The following is a 21,033-nucleotide window of genomic DNA, read 5'->3' as shown; positions in this document are numbered from 1 at the left end:
GCTTTAACAATTTACAATTCGCTTTAACCGCCCTATTATACACTCATTCGCATAATCTCTTGGTAGGCTTCAATCACCTTATTGCGAACTTCCATTGTTGCATTAAGTGTAATGCTCGCTTTTTGGGAAGCAATCATTACCTCATGTAATTCTACATCTCCACCATTAATCAATTTTTCTGTCATCATATCCGATTGAATTTGCTTTTCATTGACATTGGTAATAGCTTCTTTCAACGTATTGGCAAACGTTTTTTGCGCTTCGGCTGAAGTTACGACCGCATTGATTTTTGTTGATTCGTTCGACACTGTTGGTACTGTCAGTGATACCGGATTAATTGCCATTTTTATTTACCCCCTAATCTTAGTGTCACCCTTTTCCAATTTCTAAAGCTTTCGTTAACATGGCTTTATTCGCATTAAACATTGTAACATTTGCCTCATATGAACGAGAAGCTGATATTAAATCTACCATTTCAGATAATAAATCCACATTTGATGTTTGAACGTACCCTGCTTCGTCCGCATCAGGATGTGTTGGATCGTATGTAAGTTTAAACGGTGTTTCTGTATCTTCTTTAATCTCTTTTATGCGTACACCATTTCCAACGGCTTGCTTGGACGTTTTGCCCATGGCAACGTTTAGGAAATTACTAAAACGATTCCCTTCTTGCTCTGTTAATACAACTTGCTTTTTACGATAAGGCTCCCATTCTCCATTTACTTGACGAGCACGTGTCGTATCGACATTTGCAATATTGGAAGAAATAACGTCCATACGAAGTCGCTGCGTAGTTAAAGCAGAAGCCGTCGTATTCATACTATGAAAAATTGTCATTATTATTTCCCACCTTTAATCACATTATTTAGTGAGCTTAATTTACCACTTACACGATCAATTAGCGCATTATAGTAAATTTGATTTTCCGCAAGGCTTGCTTGCTCTGCATCCATATTAACACCGTTCCCATTATGGCGTGCTCTAAAGTTTTCATAGGTATATACACCTGGTGTCGATTGCTCCACCTTAAATTCATAGTGTCTCGTGTCCGTACGATAAGCATTAACCCCCGATTGTTCCGCTTGTGTGAGCATTTGTTTAAAGCTAACATCCTGTGCTTTGTAATTAGGCGTGTCGACATTGGCGATATTTTGAGCGATTGTTTTATTTTTTAATGTTGCATAGGAAAGTCCTTTTTCTAAACTACTAATAGTTCCACCAAATAAATCCAAAACTTTTCACCTCATTTATATAGAATCATTTCAATTATATACACTTAACCAATCAATACTATAATTGTAAAGAATATAATCCTTAGTGTCTATTGCCTTTTGTCGCTTTTCGTTGGGAAATTAAGACCATTTTTTTTGAAATGTTTTTCGACTAAATAATATAATGCACGATATTTTTCGCTTTTTTTTGGCAAATTTCTGCTATGTATTTGCACTAGATTTCAAACCCCCATCAAAGAGAGCATTAACAAAGACACATTCTAGTTACACTATTTTCCTTTTAAACATTTAACCCCCTACTCAAAACGCAGGGGAAATTGTCACAAAAGATACATACAAAGTGAATCCCCCTGTTATATAAGTTTCACTTTAAAAAATCAACCTCTAAATTTCACATGTACCTAACGATTCACACACTTTTATTTTTAACCAAAATAAAAGTGTAGATAAAGTTCAGGTTGAACTCATCTACACTTTTATCATTCAAAACGAAATATCTTAAATGAAGTCATTACTTCATTTTAATTTCTGCTAAAGCCACTAAGAACTTATCATTTAATACTTTAATATATGTTCCTTTCATACCTAAAGAACGAGATTCAATAACACCAGCAGATTCTAATTTACGTAATGCGTTTACGATAACAGAGCGTGTAATCCCTACACGATCCGCAATTTTAGAAGCTACTAATAGACCTTCATTACCGTCTAATTCTTCAAAAATATGCTCAATCGCTTCTAACTCAGAATACGATAATGAGTTAATCGCCATTTGTACAACTGCTTTTGAACGTGCTTCTTCTTCGATTTCTTCCGATTTTTCACGTAAGATTTCCATTCCTACTACCGTCGCACCGTATTCAGCTAAAATTAAGTCATCATCTTCAAACGGAGCGTTAATGCGAGCTAAGATTAATGTTCCTAAGCGTTCACCACCACCGATAATTGGTACAATCGTCGTTAAGCCCGATGCAAACAAATCTTTATTTTCAATAGGGAACGCCGTGTAATCACTGTTAATATCAATGTTCGGTGAAGTTTCTGTAACGCTAAACAGTTTTTGTGTGTATTCTTCTGGGAATTGTCGCTCTTCAAACATTTTTTTAATACGATCATTTTCAATTTGTTGATGAATAGATAAACCTAAAAGCTTCCCTTTTCGGCTCACGATAAATACATTCGAATCAATAATATCCCCTAAAGTATCCGCCATTTCCTTGAAGTTTACCGGTTTACCCGCAGACGCTTGGAGCATTGCATTAATTTTACGAGTTTTAGCTAATAAGTTCATTTTATATTTCCTCCTAAATTATCTGTAACGATTAATTCACTAAATATTCTAAAGGTTTTCACAACTCAAAGAAACTAATTCGACTTTTTACAAGATAAATTGTGACAAATCTTTGTTTTTTACGATATTACCCAGCTTTTGATCGACATATGCCGGTGTAATGTCGATATGTGCCGGCGCAATTTCAGAAGCTTCGAATGATACTTCTTCTAGTAGACGTTCTAAAATGGTATGCAAACGACGCGCACCAATATTATCTGTTTCTTGATTTACTTCTGTCGCAATCTCCGCAATACGCTCAATTGCATCCTCTGTAAATTCTATCGTCACACCTTCTGTTTCTAACAGTGCTTTATATTGTAAAACAAGCGATTGATCTGGCTCTTTTAAAATGCGCACAAAATCTTCTTTCGTTAATTTCTCAAGTTCTACACGAATAGGGAAGCGCCCTTGTAGCTCAGGAATTAAGTCACTTGGTTTTGATACGTGAAATGCCCCAGCAGCAACAAACAGCATATAATCTGTTTTTACCGGACCATATTTTGTCGTGACCGTTGAGCCTTCTACAATCGGTAAAATATCACGTTGTACACCTTCACGTGAAACTTCCGCAGAAGATGTCCCTTTACTTGCGATTTTATCAATTTCATCAATAAAAATGATGCCCGCTTGTTCCGCACGTGTAATGGCTTCTTGTGCAAGTTCATCGGAATCAATTAACTTATTTGCCTCTTCCATTGTCAACAAGCGACGCGCATCCTTCACCTTTACTTTACGCTTTTTCGTTTTCTTCGGCATTAAATTAGATAACATATCTTGCATGCCCATATTGGCGTCCATCCCCGGCATCATATCGAACATCGATGGCGCTTGTTCCGTTACTTCAATCGTGACCCATTGTTCTTCTAATTTACCAGCTTTTAAATCTTCCGCAACTTGTGTACGACGAGAACGAATTTCCGCTTCCTCGGTCGGTGTTTCTTGTGTCTGTTCGTCCTGTTGCCCACCAAAAAACATTGCAAATGGATTTTGTGGCATTTTAGACTTTAATTTCGATGGTACAAGAAGCTTTACGAGCGCTTCATTCGCAAGCTTTTCTGCTTGTTCTTGTACCCCTTCCATCATTTCTTCTTTCACTAATCGTCTTGATGCTTCTACTAAATCACGCACCATCGATTCTACATCTCGACCAACATAACCTACCTCTGTAAATTTCGTTGCTTCCACTTTAATAAAAGGTGCATTCGTCAATTTCGCAATGCGACGTGCAATTTCCGTTTTACCAACACCTGTAGGACCAATCATTAAAATGTTTTTAGGGATAACTTCCGTTTTCATTTCGTCCGATAATAAAGAACGACGATAACGATTACGAAGTGCAACTGCTACAGCACGCTTTGCTTCATTTTGGCCTACAATATGACGATTTAAACTTTCCGTAATTTGTCTTGGCGTTAAATTTAAGTTTTTCATTAAAGCGCCTCCACGATAATATTATGGTTCGTAAATACACAAATGTCAGCAGCTGTTTTCAATGCAGCCTCGGCAATCTCTTTCGCCTTTAAATGCTCACCTGCATGCATTTTCAGCGCTCGCCCTGCCGCTAATGCATAATTGCCACCAGAACCAATAGCTAAAATCCCATCTTCGGGTTCAATGACTTCGCCAGTCCCCGAAACTAATAAGAGCGTATTCTTATCCATCACGAGCAACATCGCCTCTAGTTGACGAAGCATTTTATCACCGCGCCATTGTTTCGCTACCTCAACAGATGCTCGCATAAGATTGCCATTATATTCATTTAGTTTTGATTCAAACATTTCAAATAGCGTAAATGCATCTGCTACTGAACCAGCAAAGCCAGCAAGCACATTTCCATTAAACAGACGTCTGACCTTCCGCGCTGTATGCTTCATCACGACTGCATTGCCTAGCGTCACTTGACCATCACCAGCCATAGCACACTCGCCATTATGGTGAATAGCAAAAATTGTAGTTGCATGAATTTGTCCCATACACGTTCCTCCTAAACTATGCTCTCGGATGAGCATTCATATACGTATTTCGAAGATGCTCCTTCGTGACATGCGTATATACTTGCGTAGAAGATAAATGCGCATGCCCGAGTAATTCTTGAACCGTACGTAAGTCTGCACCGTTATTTAATAAATGTGTTGCAAATGTATGACGTAACATATGTGGATAAATTTTCGAATGCAATGATGCTTCTTCCATCATCTCACTTAAAATATGACGTACGCCACGCGCAGTAAGTTCGCCTCCGCGCATATTTACAAATAAGCGTTGATGTTCTTTCGTTTTCATGAGCTTCGGTCGAACTTCAGTGATATAACGGAGCAAAGCATTATGTGCATATTGACCAAACGGTACGATGCGCTCTTTACGCCCTTTTCCCATTACCCGTAATATAGAATAGTAAAAATCCAGTTGATTTAATTCAATAGATACACACTCACTAACACGAATACCCGTTGCATATAACAACTCTAAAATAGCCATATTGCGAATGGATTTTTCATCATCCCCACTCGAGACAAGGAATAGCTGCTGTAATTCTTCCTCATAAAAAAAGCTCGGAAGTCTTTCCTCTTTTTTCGGATGATAAAGTGAGCGAAACGGTGCATCATCTAAATCAACTTCTCGGTTCAAGTAACGGAAAAACGACCTAACGGATGAAATCTTTCTAGAAATTGTTGTTCGTGCCATGTTGTCATCATACAGCTTTGTTACATACAACCTCGCGTGTAAATACTCTACCTCAGCTAAACTCATAACCCCTTCTTGTTTAAGAAAGGCTAAAAACTGCTGAATGTCTGCCTCGTATTCTCGTACAGTATGTACCGAAAAATTTCTCTCTAGTTGTACATATTTAATAAATTGACTTAAAGCTTGTTGCGGATTATTTAACATGTTCTCTACCCCCATCGGTAGTACTTTAATGAACTATATTTAAAGAAGATAGCTGGCTTTAAAACATCCATAATGACACTATACCTATATACCGAATAGTGCAAGCGAAATATACTTAAATATTTTAAATTTTATTTGTTTGTTCACAAATTCACAATTCTTTATCCAATTAGTACCACAAAAAAGACCATAATATAAAAAGCCTCTAAAAGTATATCAATCTTTAGAGGCTTTTGGCAATTATATTATTTGTTTATTCGTAAAATTCCGAATTGTTTCTAAAGCGCGATTAGCATGGCGTTCTGCACGTTCTACTTTCGATTTAATCCGTTCACCTAAATCAGGGAACAACCCAAAGTTTACATTCATCGGCTGGAAGTTTTTAGCGTCAGCTTCTGTAATATAACGCGCCATAGAACCAAGTGCCGTTTCGTGTGGGAAGTACAATAATTCCTCGCCTTTAGCTAGGCGAGCTGCATTAATGCCTGCGATTAAGCCACTACCCGCTGATTCTACATACCCTTCAACGCCTGTCATTTGACCAGCGAAGAAAATATTTGGGTTCGAGCGTAGTTGATATGTGCTATTTAACACTTTCGGTGAGTTAATGAACGTATTTCGATGCATAACCCCATAGCGTACAATTTCTAAGTTTTCTAGCCCTGGAATCATCGAGAACACGCGTTTTTGTTCTGGCCATTTTAAATGCGTTTGGAAGCCAACAATATTGTAAAGCGTACCTGCTGCATCATCTTGACGTAGCTGTACAACGGCGTACGGACGCTTACCTGTTTTCGGATCTTCCAGTCCTACTGGCTTCATTGGGCCAAATAGCATTGTTTTCTCCCCACGAGTTGCCATTACTTCAATTGGCATGCAGCCTTCGAAATACTTTTCTTTTTCGAATTCTTTTAACGGTGCACATTCCGCTGTAATTAATGCTTCACGAAATGCATCGAACTCTTCTTTCGTCATTGGACAGTTTAAGTAGGCCGCTTCGCCTTTATCATAGCGTGATTTTAAATATACTTTATCCATATCGATGCTATCTTTTTCAAGAATCGGTGCAGCCGCATCATAAAAGTATAAATACTCTTCACCTGTCAGCTCTTTCACTTTATTCGCTAAGCTTTCAGATGTTAAAGGACCCGTTGCAATGACTGTAATGCCTTCTGGGATTTCTGTCACTTCTTCATGAATGACTTCCACCAGCGGATGATTCTTGACAGCCTCTGTCACATATCCTGCAAATTCATGACGGTCTACTGCAAGTGCTCCCCCTGCAGGAACCGCACATTTATCCGCTGCTTTCATAATCACCGAGTCTAATATCCGCATTTCTTCTTTAATTACACCAACTGCATTTGTTAAATTATTCGCACGCAGTGAGTTTGAGCAGACAAGCTCTGCAAATTTATCTGTATGATGTGCTGGTGTTTGCTTTACAGGGCGCATTTCATAAAGACGAACCTTTATACCCCGCTTAGCAATTTGCCACGCTGCTTCACTACCTGCTAAGCCTGCACCAATTACGTTTACTACCTGTTGTGTCATTTACTTTACCTCTTTATTCTGATGGTGTTTCCTCGTAGTCACACTCTGCGTTCGTACATTGGATTTGAACACCTTTTTTCAATTTCTTCTCTACTAATAATGCACTACATTTCGGACAAGGTCTATTAATTGGCTTATCCCATGAGACAAATTCACATTCTGGATATTGATTACATCCATAGAAAATTCGTTTTGTTTTGCTTTTTCGTTCAACAACTTCGCCTTCTTCACATGATGGACATTTCACACCGATTGGCTTCATAATTGCTTTTGTATTACGGCAATCTGGGAAATTCGAACAAGCCATAAACTTACCATAACGGCCGAGCTTATAAACCATTGGCGCGCCACATTTTTCACAATCTTCACCAGCTGGCTCATCTTTAATCTCGATTTTCTCCATCACTTCATCCGCATGCTTCACGCGCGGCTCAAAGTCCTTGTAAAATGCATCAATGACTTCTACCCACCTCGTAATGCCTTCTTCAATACCATCTAAGTTTTGTTCCATCTGCGCGGTAAACTCGATGTTAATGATTTCAGGGAAGAATTCTAACGTTGCTTGATGAACGATTTCGCCAAGCTCTGTTGGGACAAAACGTTTTGCATCTAGCTGTACATACCCGCGCTTTTGAATTGTATCCAAAGTAGGTGCGTATGTCGATGGACGCCCGATCCCTAGTTCCTCTAAGGCTTTCACTAAACGCGCTTCCGAATAGCGTGGTGGTGGTTGCGTAAAATGTTGTTTCGGTTCAATATTAACCGTTTTTACTTTATCCCCTATAGCCATTTCTGGTAGCAACTTCGTCGTTTCTTCGGTTTGATCGTCTGTTCCCTCAATGTATAGCTTCATAAACCCTGGAAACTTTACATGTGACCCATTGGCACGGAACTGAACGCCTTCATTTTGTAAATCAACTGTCACCGTATCTAAAATGGCTGGTGCCATTTGACTCGCAATAAAGCGCTCCCAAATTAAACGATATAGTCTTAGTTGATCTCGGCTAAGTACCGTTTTCAATTCATCCGGTGTGCGCATCACACTTGTTGGACGGATGGCTTCGTGCGCATCTTGTGCATTCGCTTGCTTTTTCCCTTGCTTTACTTCACCAACAACATAATCTTTTCCGTATTTCTGTTCGATATAACCGACTACTTCTGTTTTCGCCGTATCGGAAATACGTGTCGAATCTGTACGCATGTACGTAATTAAGCCGATCGTTCCTTCTTTTTTGCCGATATCGATTCCCTCATACAGTTGCTGCGCGAGCATCATCGTCTTTTTTGCACGGAAATTTAGCTTACGCGCTGCTTCTTGTTGTAAGGATGATGTGGTAAAAGCAGGTGCTGCATTGCGTTTACGCTCTTTTTTGACAACATTGAGTACTTCAAATTCATCGCCTTTTAACTGTGCTAATACAGCTTTCACTTGCTGTTCATTTGTCAGTTTTACCTTTTCTTCATTTGTACCATAAAACAAAGCATCGAATTGTTTTTTCCCTTTTTCGAAAAGTCCCTCAATGGACCAATATTCTTCTGGTACAAAGTTTTTAATTTCATTTTCGCGATCAATAATTAGACGAAGTGCCACCGATTGTACTCGGCCTGCCGATAATCCCTTTTTCACCTTTTTCCACAATATCGGACTAATATTATAACCAACAAGACGGTCTAAAATTCGTCGAGCTTGTTGTGCATCAACTAAGTCCATATTAATTGCACGTGGATGCTTAAAGCTTTCTAAAATTGCATCCTTTGTAATTTCATTAAATACAACACGGCAATCCGATGTTGTATCGATATTTAAAGCGGTTGCTAAGTGCCAAGCAATCGCTTCCCCTTCTCGGTCGGGATCGGCTGCAAGATATATTTTCTTCGCTTTTTTGGCCGCTGTTTTTAATTCCTGCAATACAGGCCCTTTTCCGCGGATCGTTATATATTTAGGTTCATAATTATTTTCTGTATTAATCCCCATCTGACTACGCGGTAAATCGCGTACATGTCCGATAGATGCCTTCACTTTATATTTTTTCCCTAAATAGCGTTCAATCGTTTTCGCCTTTGCAGGTGATTCCACTATTACTAAATAATCTGCCATTCATCTTCCCCCTTATAGAGGTTACTTGTTGTTTTTTACAAATCAATTCCTGTTGCAAAATGTATAACAGATTTACATAGAATGCAACTTTTTTTCAATTTTTCATTTGAAACATTTGTAATTCCTCAATAATTTGATACCCGTTCCATATCGGAATGGCACCTTCTCTGATCAAATTATTTGTACCAGCAGATTGTAGCGATGTAATGGGTCCAGGTACTGCAAATACATCTTTCCCTTGCTCTAAAGCAAGCTCTGTTGTAATGAGCGTACCACTGCGAAGTGCTGCTTCTGTTACGACTAATGCATTCGAAAGCCCACTGATAATTCGATTGCGCATTGGGAAATGATGTTTTTTTGCTCCGACATGCGGTGGGTACTCGGTTACTAATAAATGATGTTTACTTAAATGGTTTGCAAGTTGCTCATTACTTCTCGGATAGATTGTTTGTAAGCCGTGTCCTAGTACAGCAATTGTTTTCCCGCCATAATGCACCGCAGCTCGATGTGCCAGTGTATCTGCACCTTTTGCAAGACCACTGACAATTACATAATGATGTTGTATAAGTGGCGGGATAATTTGTTTAAACGCTTCTGCTGAGTAAGCAGTCGCTTCCCTCGAACCGATACAGGCAATTTTGTTTTGAGCTGTAAGCAGGTTACTATCTCCTTTGCAATACAACACTGCCGGCGGATCACTAAGCTGGAATAATTGTGTTGGGTATAAATCACTTGTATACGGAATAATTTCAATGTCTTTTGATGCATAAAATTCTAGTAAATCCGTTTGACATAGAGAAACATATGTCCTTTTTAGTGTATATGCGGTTTCCTGTTTTATATTAATCATTTGAGCTAAATTCGAGACTGAAACCGTTTCCAATTCATTGAGTGTTTGAATATTACGCAATAAGTAATGTAGTTTATTTAATGTTAACGGATATGCATAATGAAGTGCTAATAATTTGTGCAAGGTTGTCATTTTATCACTCCTTTTATAATAGAAGAAAAAATGACTGTACAAGAAAAGATGTAGCGCGAACCCCCACCCGCGCTACATCTTCATTTTAATGCGTCTTACATTTTTCGTATAGACCTTTTTCTTTGATGACTTTAATTAACGTTTCGCCAATAACAGATGGTGTTGGTGCTACCTCAATACCTGCCGCATTCATCGCTTTGATTTTTTCTGCTGCCGTACCTTTACCACCAGAAATAATCGCGCCTGCGTGTCCCATACGCTTTCCTGGAGGTGCTGTTTGACCACCGATAAAGCCTACAACTGGTTTTGTCATATTTGCTTTAACCCATTCAGCAGCCTCTTCTTCTGCTGTACCACCGATTTCACCAATCATAACAACCGCATATGTTTCAGGATCTTCGTTGAATGCTTTTAATACGTCGATGAAGTTTGTCCCATTTACAGGGTCTCCACCAATTCCAACCGCTGTTGTTTGGCCGATACCTTCTTGTGTTAATTGGTGTACCGCCTCGTAAGTTAGTGTACCAGAGCGTGATACAACCCCTACATGACCTTTTGTATGAATATAACCTGGCATAATACCGATTTTACACTCATCCGCTGTAATAACACCTGGACAGTTTGGACCGACTAAGCGTGTCTTTTTCCCTTCCATATAGCGCTTTACTTTAACCATATCAAGTACAGGAATATGCTCTGTAATACAAATCGTTAAATCAAGCTCTGCATCCACCGCTTCCATAATAGCATCTGCTGCAAAAGGAGCCGGCACATAAATTACGGATACGTTGGCACCAGTAGCTTCTACTGCTGCTTGAACAGTATTAAATACTGGAACTCCTTCGATTTCCTGTCCACCTTTTCCAGGTGTTACACCTGCAACGACTTTTGTACCATACTCGATCATTTGCTTTGTATGGAAAAGTGCTGTATCCCCTGTAATCCCTTGCACAATTACTTTAGTATCTTTATTAATAAATACGCTCATTACTTCTCCCCGCCTTCCTTTAGCTCACAAGTCCTACGATTTTTTGAGCGCCGTCTGCCATTGAATCAGCAGCGACAATATTTAAACCGGATTCATTTAATAATTGTTTACCACGTTCTACATTCGTTCCTTCTAGACGAACAACTAAAGGCACTTTAAGGCCTACTTGTTTTGCTGCTGTAATAACCCCTTCAGCAATAACGTCACACTTCATAATACCGCCAAAGATATTAACGAAAATACCTTTTACGTTCTGATCTGAAAGAATAATTTTAAACGCTTCCGTTACTTTTTCTGCTGTCGCACCGCCCCCAACATCCAGGAAGTTAGCAGGGCTTCCGCCGTAGTAACTAATCGTATCCATTGTTGCCATCGCAAGACCAGCACCATTTACCATACAACCGATGTTGCCATCTAACGAAATATAACTTAAGTCATACTTAGATGCTTCAATTTCCTTTGGATCTTCCTCATCAAAGTCACGAAGTTCCACAATATCTTTTTGACGATACAATGCATTGCTATCAAAATTAAACTTCGCATCTAACGCCATAACCTCATCATCTCCAGTTACGACTAACGGGTTAATTTCAACGATTGATGCATCTTTATCAATAAACGCTTCATATAAGCCTAGCATTAACTTTGCAGCTTTATTTACTAATTTTGCTGGAATATTCATATTGAACGCCATACGACGCGCTTGGAATGCTGTTAGACCAATAACAGGATCTACTATTTCCTTGAATATTTTTTCAGGATTTGTTTCTGCTACTTCTTCAATATCCATACCGCCTTCTTCTGACCCCATTAATGTTACACGAGAAGTGGCACGGTCTAATATATAACTTAAATAATATTCTTTACGAATATCTGATCCTTCCTCAATGTAAAGGCGTTTCACCTCTTTACCTTCTGGACCTGTTTGGTGTGTTACTAACACCTTTCCAAGTAATTCTTTTGCGTACGTGCGTACTTCATCAAGATTTTTCGCAATCTTAACACCGCCCGCTTTACCGCGACCCCCTGCATGAATTTGAGCTTTTACGACAGTCACGTTACTCCCCAATTCTTTCGCGACTTTCACAGCCTCATCTGGCGAGAAAGCAACTCGGCCATTTGGTACTGCTACCCCATATTTTCTCAAGATCTCTTTCCCTTGATATTCATGGATATTCATAATACATCCTCCCATCAGACAATTAAAAAAATTTTTAACAAAGTCTATTTTATACAAAGATTCTGATAATGTCTATATTAGTCTTCATGTGTATTTTTTTGGCTTTTTATGCGGTTTTATCGTACTCCATTCATAGAAAAAGCAAAAAGCCGTGTAAATCAGTCTAATTTACACGACTTTTTTAAGTGTTTTATTTCACCATGTCTACGATCTAAATGATAAATAAACGCAAAGACTTCTGCTACTGCTTGGTACAGTTCCTCTGGGATAGATTCATTTAAATCCAACTGTCCTAGCAGTTGCACAAGGTTGGGATCTTCATGAATAGGTACATCATGGAGCATCGCTTGCTCTAAAATATTTTCAGCAATTTTCCCTTTTCCTTTCGCCACCACGTTAGGTCCAGATGATTTCGATGGATTATAAGATAACGCAATTGCCTCTTTTCGTGCATATTTCTTGTCGTTCATACGCGAATATCCACTCCGTTATGTGATTGGGAGTCTGATTTTGACATTTTTGTGACTTTTTCGACTATTTCCTTCTCAAACTGTTTAATAAACACACCCGATAAACGATATTCCTTATCCGCAAGCCCGGCTTTTAAGGAGTGTTTTAGGGATTCTGCCAGTAGATTTAATTGTGGATCATCATTAAACACGGTAATCGTTACAATACGGTTTTGCACTTGCATATCGATGACTGTCTCTTGTAAAGATTCCATGTTTAAATAAAAGAGCACACGTGCGAAATCGGCATCAATTTTTCCGTCATCCCCCATTCTCCCATTCCACTGTAATGTCGCATCCATTTGCTTGCCAAAAAAATCAAGCGGGACTTGCATGACAAGCTGGTGTTGATGACCATTTTCTCCTGAAAGCAATTGCATGCCGTTCATACGCGCCATGAACATTTCAGCGGAATCTCGCAATGCTACAGGGATTTGCGCATCTTGTAACAGCGCCAAAAGTTGCGGTTTCACTTGTTGAGCCAGTGCTTGCATATCGTTTGCTTTATTAGCTAATGCCGCTTCATAACTAATCCCCAACCCTTTTAACACCGTTTTCATTGCTTGTTCCATCGCCTTACTATCTACTGCATTTTGTACCTGTGCCTCCGCTTGAGTAACTGCCGCTTGCATAGCAGGTTGTGTCGATTCCATACTAGCACGTACTAATGCTTGAAACATGGCATCGTGACGTGCAACTGCTGCATCAGGCTTTAAAAGAGAGAGCATTTGATCTTTCATTGACAAACCCTGTTTATTTTGTGTGAATAAGTGATCGTCATTATTTGCTGAAAATGCCTTTAACAATTGTTCTTGTAATTGACGTGCAAATATTTCGATTGCCTGCTTCGTTTGCGGTAGTTGTGTAAAACGGTCCATGAATTGCTGAAGTTGACCTTTTTGCTCAGTCGTTAATAGCGTTTCATTTTGAACAAATGTCCGCACATTTTGTAGCATTTGTGCACTTTCTTCCGGCTTTGCCATCATCATTTGTTGAATAAGCTGCCCGGCTTGTACAGGTTGTGTCGAGAGTGGCTGGGGCTGCCCTTGCCGGGATTGCCAGTTTGTTAATGTTGCATTTTGTGGTAAAATGCCGGCTTCTTTTAACATATTCAATGTTTGCAGGCGGTTCGTCATCGATGCGGTATTGTCGGTTAATGTTTGAACAGCGCGCGCCAATAACACCCCGCCCATTTCGGCATCCAACGGTTTTGCAATGGTTTGCAATTGTGTGATTAAATTGGTTTTTAATTGCCCGTTTATATTGGTTGCATTCGCTAGTTGATTCATAAAATTTTGTAGCGTTGCACTCATACCGTCTAATTTCGCCCCTTGTACGAGCGATTGAAATACTTGCGTTGTGAAGGGCATCTTCAGTTCAACCATGCGTTGGATTGCCAATAGTGCATCTTGTTTTGCGACGCCCTCCGGTAAAGTTTTCATCCAACTTTCAGCTGCCAGTAACTGCTCACGCGAAATCGGCATTTGCTCCTTCATAAAATGATTCAATACTTGCTGCAATTCTTTCGTTGGTGGCAGATTCATATTTTGAAGCAATTGATTCATTTGCTGCTGTGGTGTCATCGCCTGTGTCATCGGTCCTGTTACGACTTTTAGTTCCGTTTGCGCGCCAGTACTTGATACTTGAAAAAAGTGCGAATCGCCAACTTTTAAAGGCGTTTCAAGCGTTGCCACTAATTTTTGTTGACCTACTTGTACTTCTGCTGTTTGGTCAGGATATAACTTATTTATCGTACCATGAAAAACTTGCCCTTCACGCAATACTAAAGGCTTATTTCCCTGTACCGTTTGCGGTTGTGATTGAACTGGATTGAATGACGTAAATGTCAAAACCCTCACCTCTTTATCATCGATTTAATCGGCTCAAAACTTTTACGGTGATGCTCGGTTGGTCCAAATTGCTCAAGTGCCGCTAAATGTTGTTTTGTACCATATCCTGCATGTTGGTTAAAGCCGTATTGCGGAAATTGAACATGTAGTTGTTCCATGTATTGATCACGTGCTGTTTTCGCTAAAATAGAAGCCGCTGCAATGGCTAAACTTTTTGCATCTCCTTTAATAACAGCATGCTGCGGAATATCGATTGGCAATGTCATAGCATCAGCTAATACGACATCTGGTGTAACAGCAAGCCCTTGCACACTTTCAACCATCGACTGCTTCGTTGCCTCATATATATTTAATGTATCAATCATTTCAGCTGATTGAAAATGAATAGAATAACTAATTGCGTGCTCTTTAATGCGTGCTACGTAATTTTCACGCATTTCTTTTGATAGTTGTTTTGAGTCATTGATGCCAACGAGTGCTTCACAATGATTGGGTAGTACCACGGCAGCTGTCACAACAGGTCCTGCAAGCGGGCCACGTCCCGCCTCATCTATCCCAACAACGCATGCTTCTGGGTATGGTAAAAACGATGCATCAAACGCACACTTCTCATGATGAGCATCTAATACGGCCTGTTTTTTTGCCATGCGCTTTTCAAATTGTAGCCACGCTTTTTGTACGCTTGCTCGCTCATCCTGTTGCAATTCCTTCATCCAAGGTTGTAATTGTTCTGCCTGTTTTAAAGCAGCTGTAATTTCTTTAATTGTCCGCATTGTTAATCTCCTTGCTCGTTCTATGTTGTATATCGGTTTATTTTTATTTTTGTAAAAGAAAAGGGTGTCTGGAAAGTTTTCACTTTCTGGACACCCCCCCTACTTCATTATTGCTCTAATAACTCTTTTTCCATTTGCTCATCGACAAAATCAAATGTTAATTTCCCTAAATGTAGGGAACGAATATCTCGAACGATTAACTCTGATACTTGATCATAATCGATTTCTCCACCTTGTCCAAATACACGACGAAGCTTACCGATATGATCGAATGTCTGTACTAAATCCTCGTGCACAAACTGTAATTGATAACGTTCTTCCATGCGTTCTGGGTAATGTGTTGCAAGGAAGCGAAGACCGTACACTGCTAAATCTTCCATATTCGTAATTTGATCTTTAATAGCACCTGTTAAAGCTAATTTATAACCCACTTCTTGATCCTCAAATTTAGGCCAAAGAATACCAGGTGTATCAAGTAGTTCTAATTCTTTTCCTACTTTAATCCACTGTTGTGCTTTTGTAACACCGGGTGTATTTCCTGTTTTCGCAATATTCTTCTTTGCTAAACGGTTAATCAGCGTTGATTTTCCAACATTTGGGATCCCAACAATCATCGCACGAATGGCACGTGGCTTCATCCCTTTTGCTTTCATCCGCGCCCATTTTTCCGCTAGTATTTCTTGTGCTGCCTTTGTTACCGTCTGCAAACCTTTTCCTTCTAGTGAATTGATTGCGACTGCTTTATGACCACGTTTCTCAAAATACGCAATCCACTTACGTGTCTCTGCCTCGTCCGCCATATCTTGCTTGTTTAAAATCAGGAGGCGTGGCTTTTGATTGATGACTTGGTCAATCATAGGATTGCGCGAGGAAAGCGGTAGGCGTGCATCAACCAGCTCGAAAATAATATCGACTAATTTTAGCTTTTCTGATACTTCACGGCGTGCTTTCGCCATATGCCCCGGGAACCATTGAATTGTCATCTTAAACATCCTTTCTCAAACAGGTCCCTACTCAACTAACATTAAAGAGAGGGACTTGTCACTATCCAATAATGAAAAGAGGAGATATCGCATCCCCTCTCGTACATTATTTTACAATTTTAATATCACTTATTGGCCAAAAGATTAAATTGGTATTGCCAATCATTTCATCAATACTTACAATCCCAATATGGCGACTATCTTTACTAAAGCGGCGGTTATCCCCCATCACAAACACATAACCTTCTGGAATAACATCTAAATTCGGGTCAATGTCCTGTAATGTAAAATCACCTGTCAAATTGCCCTCTGTGATTTCTGCTTTATATTGATTTAAATATGGCTCATCAATTGGTTCACCATTAATGTATAACTGATCATCGATATATTCTACGTGATCACCCGGTACACCGATGACACGTTTAATATAATCTTTTCCTTCTGGTGCATGAAACACGACGATATCAAAACGATCTGGATTTCCAATTTTATAGCCAATTTTATTTACAATCATCCGATCGCCATCTTCAAGGGTTGGCATCATGGAATCTCCATCTACCACAATTGGTGTAAATAAAAAATAACGAATGAATGCGGCTATTGCAAAGGCAATAAGTAATGCTTTGATCCATTCCCATAACTCATTTTTTTCTTTCTCAACTTTTTCCACACAAATGTCCCCCTCGTCTATCCACCTATATTGTAAAGGAAATATGTATTTGAAGCAAAAAAAATTGTCTATTGCATGCCTTCTCCTATTGCTAAATCCCTAGAAAAAAACTACATGCAAATATCCATAAATACTACTGATTTATATTCGCCAAAAGAAATGGAGCCTGCATATCACAAGCTCCATTCTCAAAAAATTATTAGCGAATTTCTTTAATACGTGCAGCTTTACCACGTAGGTTACGTAAGTAGTAAAGTTTAGCGCGACGTACTTTACCGCGACGAATAACTTCTAATTTAGCGATTTTTGGCGTGTGTACAGGGAATGTACGCTCAACACCAACACCGTAAGAAATTTTACGCACAGTGAAAGTTTCACTGATGCCGCCACCGCGACGTTTGATTACTACGCCTTCGAATAACTGGATACGCTCACGAGTACCCTCAACAACTTTAACGTGTACCTTTACAGTGTCACCAGGACGGAATGAAGGTAAATCAGCGCGAAGTTGTTCTTTAGTGATTTCTGTGATAATGTTAGACATTTCGTTTCTCTCCTTAGACAGATGCTCTTGCACGCTCATAGTTGGCCACAGCGGAACACCGTAATTCAGTGCATTTTGCACAAATTGAAGTCTATCACACTGTATTATGAGTGTCAAGTAGTTTTGCTTACATTTTTTCTTGCTGTAATTTCTCTAAAACCTTCAGTTGCTTCGGCGTTAATTGTAACGCCTCTAGTAAATCTGGACGACGCTCAAGCGTACGTTTTAACGATTGCTCCTGGCGCCATTCTTCGATTTTCGCATGGTTGCCACTCGTTAATACGTCTGGTACCTTCAAGCCACGGAAATCCGCTGGACGTGTGTAATGCGGGTGCTCTAGTAAACCTGTGGAGAACGAATCCTGAATATGCGAATCCGCTTGCCCTAGTACGCCTGGCAATAAACGTACGACCGCGTCAATCACCGTCATCGCAGGTAATTCTCCACCCGTTAATACGAAATCTCCAATCGAAATCTCATCCGTCACAAGGTGCTGGCGAATGCGCTCGTCATAGCCTTCGTAATGCCCACATAGGAACACTAAATCGTCCTCTTGCGCTAGCTCCTCAGCCTTCTTCTGCGTAAAGCGTTCTCCTTGTGGACACATTAAAATAACACGCGGCGTGCGCCCTTCCGTAATCGTTTCGACCGCATTAAACATCGGTTCTGGCTTTAATACCATACCTGCACCACCACCGTACGGGTAATCGTCCACTTGCTTATGCTTATTGCCACTAAACTCACGAATATCCGTTACCGCTAACTCAACTGCCCCTTTTTCCTGCGCCTTCTTTAAAATGGATGCGCCGAAAACGCCTTCAAACATTTCCGGAAACAAACTTAATACGTGAATTTTCATCATTATAGTAAGCCTTCCATTACATGAATAATGATTTTTTTCTCTTCTACGTCAATCTCTTTTACAACATCTTCAATATACGGGATGTAATGCTTTTTACCGCCTTTTGCTTTAATCTCCCATACATCATTAGCACCTGTTTGTAAAATATCTGTGATAACACCGATTAGTTCGCCCTCTTCTGAGTACACTTCGCAGTCCATAATTTCAAAATGGTAATATTCATTTTCTGCTAGCTCATCTTCTTCCAGTTGGTCCATCGTCACTTTTAAAAGACCTTCTTTAAAAGGCTCCACTAAATTAATGTTATTTAAGCCTTCAAACGTTAATAAAATAAAGTTTTTATGGGGACGTGAACTTGCTACCGTTACCCAAATCGGACGCTTTTCATCCTTTTTAAAGACCGCCAGTTTACTACCTGGTGCAAATCGTACTTCCTCGAAATCGGTTGAAGATAATACACGCACTTCACCGCGAATGCCATGCGTATTTACAATACGCCCTACGTTAAACCATTCCATCATATCACCTCTTGTATAGAAAAAGAGAAGAAAGCATACGCGCCTCCTCCTCTTTTTATTGTGCGGATATTCGCTTCGGAATATCCTTTTTTTAATCCAATATATCGACGTAAGTCTTTTTCTTATGGTATCCGCTTGATGCTGAGTAAACAATTGTGCGAATTGCTTTTGCGACACGACCTTGCTTGCCTATGACTTTCCCTCGATCCTCTGGATGAACAAAAAGCTTATAAACAATTCGATTATCATTTTCGTCCGTCTCAATACGAACATCATCGGGATAATCGACTAACGGTTTCACGATTGCTTCAATCAGCTGTTGCATACAGATACCTCCGATTATTTACTGAATTTTTGGTTATGGAATTTCTCCATGATACCTTGTTCTGAGAACAGGTTACGAACAGTATCAGATGGTTTTGCACCATCAGCTAACCATTTAAGAGCTTTCTCTTCATCGATTTGTACTGTAGCAGGAACTGTAAGTGGGTTGTAAGTACCTACTGTTTCGATTTGACGACCGTCACGTGGTGAACGAGCATCAGCTACTACGATACGATAGAAAGGAGATTTTTTAGCTCCCATACGTTTTAAGCGAATTTTAACTGCCATTAATAAGCACCTCCGAATAAGTTTCACACAAGATATTATATTAGCAATGTCTCTTGAGTTTGTAAAGTGTTTTTTCTTAACACCTAAATTTTTATTTAAACAATGAATCAAAACCAGGTAATTTCATCTTTTTCTTCCCTTTTCCTTGCGCCATACCTGTCATTTGTTTCATCATTTTTTTCATTTCTTCAAACTGCTTTAGTAAGCGGTTTACTTCTTGAATCGTCGTACCTGAACCATTCGCAATACGCTTTTTACGACTTGCATTAATCAAATCAGGATTTGTTTTTTCAGCAGGCGTCATGGAGTAAATAATGGCCTCAATGCGCCCCATTTGCTTTTCATCTACTTTAACATTATCTAAACCTTTAATTTTGTTTGCGCCCGGGAGCATTTTTAACAACTCATCTAAAGGTCCCATCTTTTTCACAGCTTGTAATTGCTCGACAAAGTCATCAAACGTAAATGTTTGTGTCATGAACTTTTCTTCCAGCTCTTTCGCTTTGTCCATGTCCACTTGCGCCTGTGCTTTTTCGATTAATGAAAGTACATCACCCATCCCAAGAATACGAGAGGCCATACGTTCTGGGTGGAACGGCTCAAGCGCGTCCATTTTCTCTCCCATACCGACGAATTTAATTGGCTTCTCCGTTACCGAACGGATCGATAATGCGGCCCCACCACGTGTATCACCATCAAGTTTTGTTAACACAACGCCCGTAATACCGACTGCCTCATTGAAGCTTTGTGCTACGTTTACTGCATCTTGACCTGTCATCGCATCGACAACAAGGAATACTTCGTCTGGCTCTTTTAATGCACGAATATCTTTTAACTCTTGCATGAGTGCCTCATCAATGTGTAAACGACCTGCTGTATCGATGATGACCACATCGTGATGTTCTTCCTTTGCATGCTCAATGGCTTGACGTGCAATTTCGACTGGCGAAATATCTGTTCCAAGAGCAAATACAGGAATAGACAGCTGCTTCCCAAGTGTTTGAAGCTGGTTTACAGCCGCTGGACGATATACGTCAGCAGCTACTAAAAGCGGCTTTTTATTGTATTTTTTACGTAATACGTTCGCTAGCTTACCTGTTGTTGTCGTTTTACCAGCACCTTGTAAGCCGACCATCATAATGACTGTCGGTGGTCGATTATTAAATTTAATCGGGCTTTGTTCTCCACCCATTAAGGCTGTCAGCTCATCTTGTACAATTTTAATGACTTGCTGACCAGGTGTTAACGATTTCATCACATCAATACCAACTGCACGTTCACTTACTTTTTTGACGAATTCTTTTACTACTTTTAAGTTAACATCGGCCTCAATTAAAGCAAACCGTACTTCACGCATCATTTCTTTTACGTCTTGTTCAGTTACTTTCCCTTTACCTTTAATTTTTTGAATGGTTCCTTGGAGTCGTTCTGCTAAACCTTCAAATGCCAAATTGTT

General features: G+C 39.7%; 23 protein-coding genes. All 23 read right to left on the bottom strand.

Annotation, left to right across the window (positions count from 1 at the left end; all coding sequences use genetic code 11):
• Window positions 1-35 precede the first annotated feature (35 nt).
• The 23 genes from fliE to ffh all read right to left on the bottom strand — a co-directional run bounded on the left by fliE (window position 36) and on the right by ffh (window position 21,027).
• Window positions 36-344 carry a flagellar hook-basal body complex protein FliE gene (gene fliE / locus ACQQ2I_RS04980; RefSeq protein WP_431029468.1) on the bottom strand — a complete coding sequence of 103 codons (309 nt, stop codon included), beginning with the start codon at window positions 342-344 and terminating at the stop codon, window positions 36-38.
• 25 nt (window positions 345-369) lie between these two features.
• Window positions 370-837 (bottom strand): flagellar basal body rod protein FlgC, encoded by a 468-nt coding sequence (gene flgC, locus ACQQ2I_RS04975; RefSeq protein ID WP_431029467.1) that lies wholly within the window; start codon window positions 835-837, stop codon window positions 370-372.
• A gap of 2 nt (window positions 838-839) precedes the next feature.
• Window positions 840-1,232 (bottom strand): flagellar basal body rod protein FlgB, encoded by a 393-nt coding sequence (gene flgB, locus ACQQ2I_RS04970; protein WP_431029466.1) that lies wholly within the window; start codon window positions 1,230-1,232, stop codon window positions 840-842.
• Between the two features lie 511 nt (window positions 1,233-1,743).
• On the bottom strand, window positions 1,744-2,523 hold the full coding sequence (codY, locus tag ACQQ2I_RS04965; protein ID WP_431029465.1) for a GTP-sensing pleiotropic transcriptional regulator CodY: 780 nt from the start codon (window positions 2,521-2,523) through the stop codon (window positions 1,744-1,746).
• Between the two features lie 87 nt (window positions 2,524-2,610).
• Window positions 2,611-3,996: an ATP-dependent protease ATPase subunit HslU gene (gene hslU / locus ACQQ2I_RS04960; RefSeq protein WP_431029464.1), complete on the bottom strand. Its 1,386-nt coding sequence runs from the start codon at window positions 3,994-3,996 to the stop codon at window positions 2,611-2,613.
• Window positions 3,996-4,538: an ATP-dependent protease subunit HslV gene (hslV, locus tag ACQQ2I_RS04955; protein WP_391366409.1), complete on the bottom strand. Its 543-nt coding sequence runs from the start codon at window positions 4,536-4,538 to the stop codon at window positions 3,996-3,998. The genes hslU and hslV overlap by 1 nt, the downstream gene beginning before the upstream one ends.
• A gap of 16 nt (window positions 4,539-4,554) precedes the next feature.
• Window positions 4,555-5,454: a tyrosine recombinase XerC gene (gene xerC / locus ACQQ2I_RS04950; RefSeq protein WP_431029463.1), complete on the bottom strand. Its 900-nt coding sequence runs from the start codon at window positions 5,452-5,454 to the stop codon at window positions 4,555-4,557.
• 240 nt (window positions 5,455-5,694) lie between these two features.
• The gene (trmFO, locus tag ACQQ2I_RS04945; RefSeq protein ID WP_431029462.1) at window positions 5,695-7,008 is read right to left on the bottom strand and encodes an FADH(2)-oxidizing methylenetetrahydrofolate--tRNA-(uracil(54)-C(5))-methyltransferase TrmFO; all 1,314 of its coding nucleotides are present in this window, start codon (window positions 7,006-7,008) and stop codon (window positions 5,695-5,697) included.
• 13 nt (window positions 7,009-7,021) lie between these two features.
• Window positions 7,022-9,106 (bottom strand): type I DNA topoisomerase, encoded by a 2,085-nt coding sequence (gene topA / locus ACQQ2I_RS04940; protein ID WP_431029461.1) that lies wholly within the window; start codon window positions 9,104-9,106, stop codon window positions 7,022-7,024.
• A gap of 94 nt (window positions 9,107-9,200) precedes the next feature.
• Window positions 9,201-10,088, bottom strand: coding sequence for a DNA-processing protein DprA (dprA, locus tag ACQQ2I_RS04935; RefSeq protein ID WP_431029460.1), 888 nt, complete (start codon window positions 10,086-10,088; stop codon window positions 9,201-9,203).
• An 85-nt stretch (window positions 10,089-10,173) separates the two neighbouring features.
• Window positions 10,174-11,076 (bottom strand): succinate--CoA ligase subunit alpha, encoded by a 903-nt coding sequence (gene sucD, locus ACQQ2I_RS04930; protein WP_431029459.1) that lies wholly within the window; start codon window positions 11,074-11,076, stop codon window positions 10,174-10,176.
• A gap of 19 nt (window positions 11,077-11,095) precedes the next feature.
• Window positions 11,096-12,256: an ADP-forming succinate--CoA ligase subunit beta gene (gene sucC / locus ACQQ2I_RS04925; protein WP_431029458.1), complete on the bottom strand. Its 1,161-nt coding sequence runs from the start codon at window positions 12,254-12,256 to the stop codon at window positions 11,096-11,098.
• A gap of 158 nt (window positions 12,257-12,414) precedes the next feature.
• Window positions 12,415-12,726, bottom strand: a complete 312-nt coding sequence (locus ACQQ2I_RS04920) for an EscU/YscU/HrcU family type III secretion system export apparatus switch protein (protein ID WP_431029457.1) — start codon at window positions 12,724-12,726, stop codon at window positions 12,415-12,417.
• On the bottom strand, window positions 12,723-14,624 hold the full coding sequence (locus ACQQ2I_RS04915; protein WP_431029456.1) for a hypothetical protein: 1,902 nt from the start codon (window positions 14,622-14,624) through the stop codon (window positions 12,723-12,725). Before ACQQ2I_RS04915 ends, ACQQ2I_RS04920 begins: the two co-directional genes overlap by 4 nt.
• The gene (locus tag ACQQ2I_RS04910) at window positions 14,621-15,388 is read right to left on the bottom strand and encodes a ribonuclease HII (RefSeq protein ID WP_431029455.1); all 768 of its coding nucleotides are present in this window, start codon (window positions 15,386-15,388) and stop codon (window positions 14,621-14,623) included. Before ACQQ2I_RS04910 ends, ACQQ2I_RS04915 begins: the two co-directional genes overlap by 4 nt.
• Window positions 15,389-15,495: 107 nt before the next feature.
• Complete coding sequence (gene ylqF, locus ACQQ2I_RS04905) at window positions 15,496-16,371, bottom strand: ribosome biogenesis GTPase YlqF (RefSeq protein ID WP_431029454.1); 876 nt, start codon at window positions 16,369-16,371, stop codon at window positions 15,496-15,498.
• A 106-nt stretch (window positions 16,372-16,477) separates the two neighbouring features.
• Complete coding sequence (gene lepB, locus ACQQ2I_RS04900) at window positions 16,478-17,041, bottom strand: signal peptidase I (protein WP_431029453.1); 564 nt, start codon at window positions 17,039-17,041, stop codon at window positions 16,478-16,480.
• A gap of 199 nt (window positions 17,042-17,240) precedes the next feature.
• Complete coding sequence (rplS, locus tag ACQQ2I_RS04895) at window positions 17,241-17,585, bottom strand: 50S ribosomal protein L19 (RefSeq protein ID WP_431029452.1); 345 nt, start codon at window positions 17,583-17,585, stop codon at window positions 17,241-17,243.
• A 127-nt stretch (window positions 17,586-17,712) separates the two neighbouring features.
• Window positions 17,713-18,444 (bottom strand): tRNA (guanosine(37)-N1)-methyltransferase TrmD, encoded by a 732-nt coding sequence (gene trmD, locus ACQQ2I_RS04890; RefSeq protein WP_431030456.1) that lies wholly within the window; start codon window positions 18,442-18,444, stop codon window positions 17,713-17,715.
• 2 nt (window positions 18,445-18,446) lie between these two features.
• Complete coding sequence (rimM, locus tag ACQQ2I_RS04885) at window positions 18,447-18,965, bottom strand: ribosome maturation factor RimM (RefSeq protein ID WP_431030455.1); 519 nt, start codon at window positions 18,963-18,965, stop codon at window positions 18,447-18,449.
• 91 nt (window positions 18,966-19,056) lie between these two features.
• Window positions 19,057-19,290, bottom strand: coding sequence for a KH domain-containing protein (locus ACQQ2I_RS04880; RefSeq protein WP_391366395.1), 234 nt, complete (start codon window positions 19,288-19,290; stop codon window positions 19,057-19,059).
• Window positions 19,291-19,304: 14 nt separating this feature from the next.
• Window positions 19,305-19,577 carry a 30S ribosomal protein S16 gene (rpsP, locus tag ACQQ2I_RS04875; RefSeq protein WP_391366394.1) on the bottom strand — a complete coding sequence of 91 codons (273 nt, stop codon included), beginning with the start codon at window positions 19,575-19,577 and terminating at the stop codon, window positions 19,305-19,307.
• A gap of 91 nt (window positions 19,578-19,668) precedes the next feature.
• Window positions 19,669-21,027 carry a signal recognition particle protein gene (gene ffh, locus ACQQ2I_RS04870; protein ID WP_431029451.1) on the bottom strand — a complete coding sequence of 453 codons (1,359 nt, stop codon included), beginning with the start codon at window positions 21,025-21,027 and terminating at the stop codon, window positions 19,669-19,671.
• Between the last annotated feature and the right edge of the window lie 6 nt (window positions 21,028-21,033).

It is taken from the genome of Lysinibacillus sp. LZ02 (genome assembly GCF_050613145.1).
Classification (GTDB): domain Bacteria; phylum Bacillota; class Bacilli; order Bacillales_A; family Planococcaceae; genus Lysinibacillus_B.
The sequence above is the reverse complement of the archived record's forward strand: the minus strand, read 5'-3'. Positions and strand labels throughout refer to the sequence as shown.

Excerpts from the sequence above, each read along its gene's own strand:
- fliE (WP_431029468.1), bottom strand. The coding sequence starts at position 344 with ATGGCAATTAATCCGGTATCACTGACAGTACCAACAGTGTCGAACGAA.
- flgC (WP_431029467.1), bottom strand. The coding sequence starts at position 837 with ATGACAATTTTTCATAGTATGAATACGACGGCTTCTGCTTTAACTACG.
- codY (WP_431029465.1), bottom strand. The coding sequence starts at position 2,523 with ATGAACTTATTAGCTAAAACTCGTAAAATTAATGCAATGCTCCAAGCG.
- hslU (WP_431029464.1), bottom strand. The coding sequence starts at position 3,996 with ATGAAAAACTTAAATTTAACGCCAAGACAAATTACGGAAAGTTTAAAT.
- hslV (WP_391366409.1), bottom strand. The coding sequence starts at position 4,538 with ATGGGACAAATTCATGCAACTACAATTTTTGCTATTCACCATAATGGC.
- xerC (WP_431029463.1), bottom strand. The coding sequence starts at position 5,454 with ATGTTAAATAATCCGCAACAAGCTTTAAGTCAATTTATTAAATATGTA.
- trmFO (WP_431029462.1), bottom strand. The coding sequence starts at position 7,008 with ATGACACAACAGGTAGTAAACGTAATTGGTGCAGGCTTAGCAGGTAGT.
- topA (WP_431029461.1), bottom strand. The coding sequence starts at position 9,106 with ATGGCAGATTATTTAGTAATAGTGGAATCACCTGCAAAGGCGAAAACG.
- dprA (WP_431029460.1), bottom strand. The coding sequence starts at position 10,088 with ATGACAACCTTGCACAAATTATTAGCACTTCATTATGCATATCCGTTA.
- sucD (WP_431029459.1), bottom strand. The coding sequence starts at position 11,076 with ATGAGCGTATTTATTAATAAAGATACTAAAGTAATTGTGCAAGGGATT.
- sucC (WP_431029458.1), bottom strand. The coding sequence starts at position 12,256 with ATGAATATCCATGAATATCAAGGGAAAGAGATCTTGAGAAAATATGGG.
- ACQQ2I_RS04920 (WP_431029457.1), bottom strand. The coding sequence starts at position 12,726 with ATGAACGACAAGAAATATGCACGAAAAGAGGCAATTGCGTTATCTTAT.
- ACQQ2I_RS04910 (WP_431029455.1), bottom strand. The coding sequence starts at position 15,388 with ATGCGGACAATTAAAGAAATTACAGCTGCTTTAAAACAGGCAGAACAA.
- ylqF (WP_431029454.1), bottom strand. The coding sequence starts at position 16,371 with ATGACAATTCAATGGTTCCCGGGGCATATGGCGAAAGCACGCCGTGAA.
- rplS (WP_431029452.1), bottom strand. The coding sequence starts at position 17,585 with ATGTCTAACATTATCACAGAAATCACTAAAGAACAACTTCGCGCTGAT.
- trmD (WP_431030456.1), bottom strand. The coding sequence starts at position 18,444 with ATGAAAATTCACGTATTAAGTTTGTTTCCGGAAATGTTTGAAGGCGTT.
- rimM (WP_431030455.1), bottom strand. The coding sequence starts at position 18,965 with ATGGAATGGTTTAACGTAGGGCGTATTGTAAATACGCATGGCATTCGC.
- ACQQ2I_RS04880 (WP_391366395.1), bottom strand. The coding sequence starts at position 19,290 with ATGCAACAGCTGATTGAAGCAATCGTGAAACCGTTAGTCGATTATCCC.
- rpsP (WP_391366394.1), bottom strand. The coding sequence starts at position 19,577 with ATGGCAGTTAAAATTCGCTTAAAACGTATGGGAGCTAAAAAATCTCCT.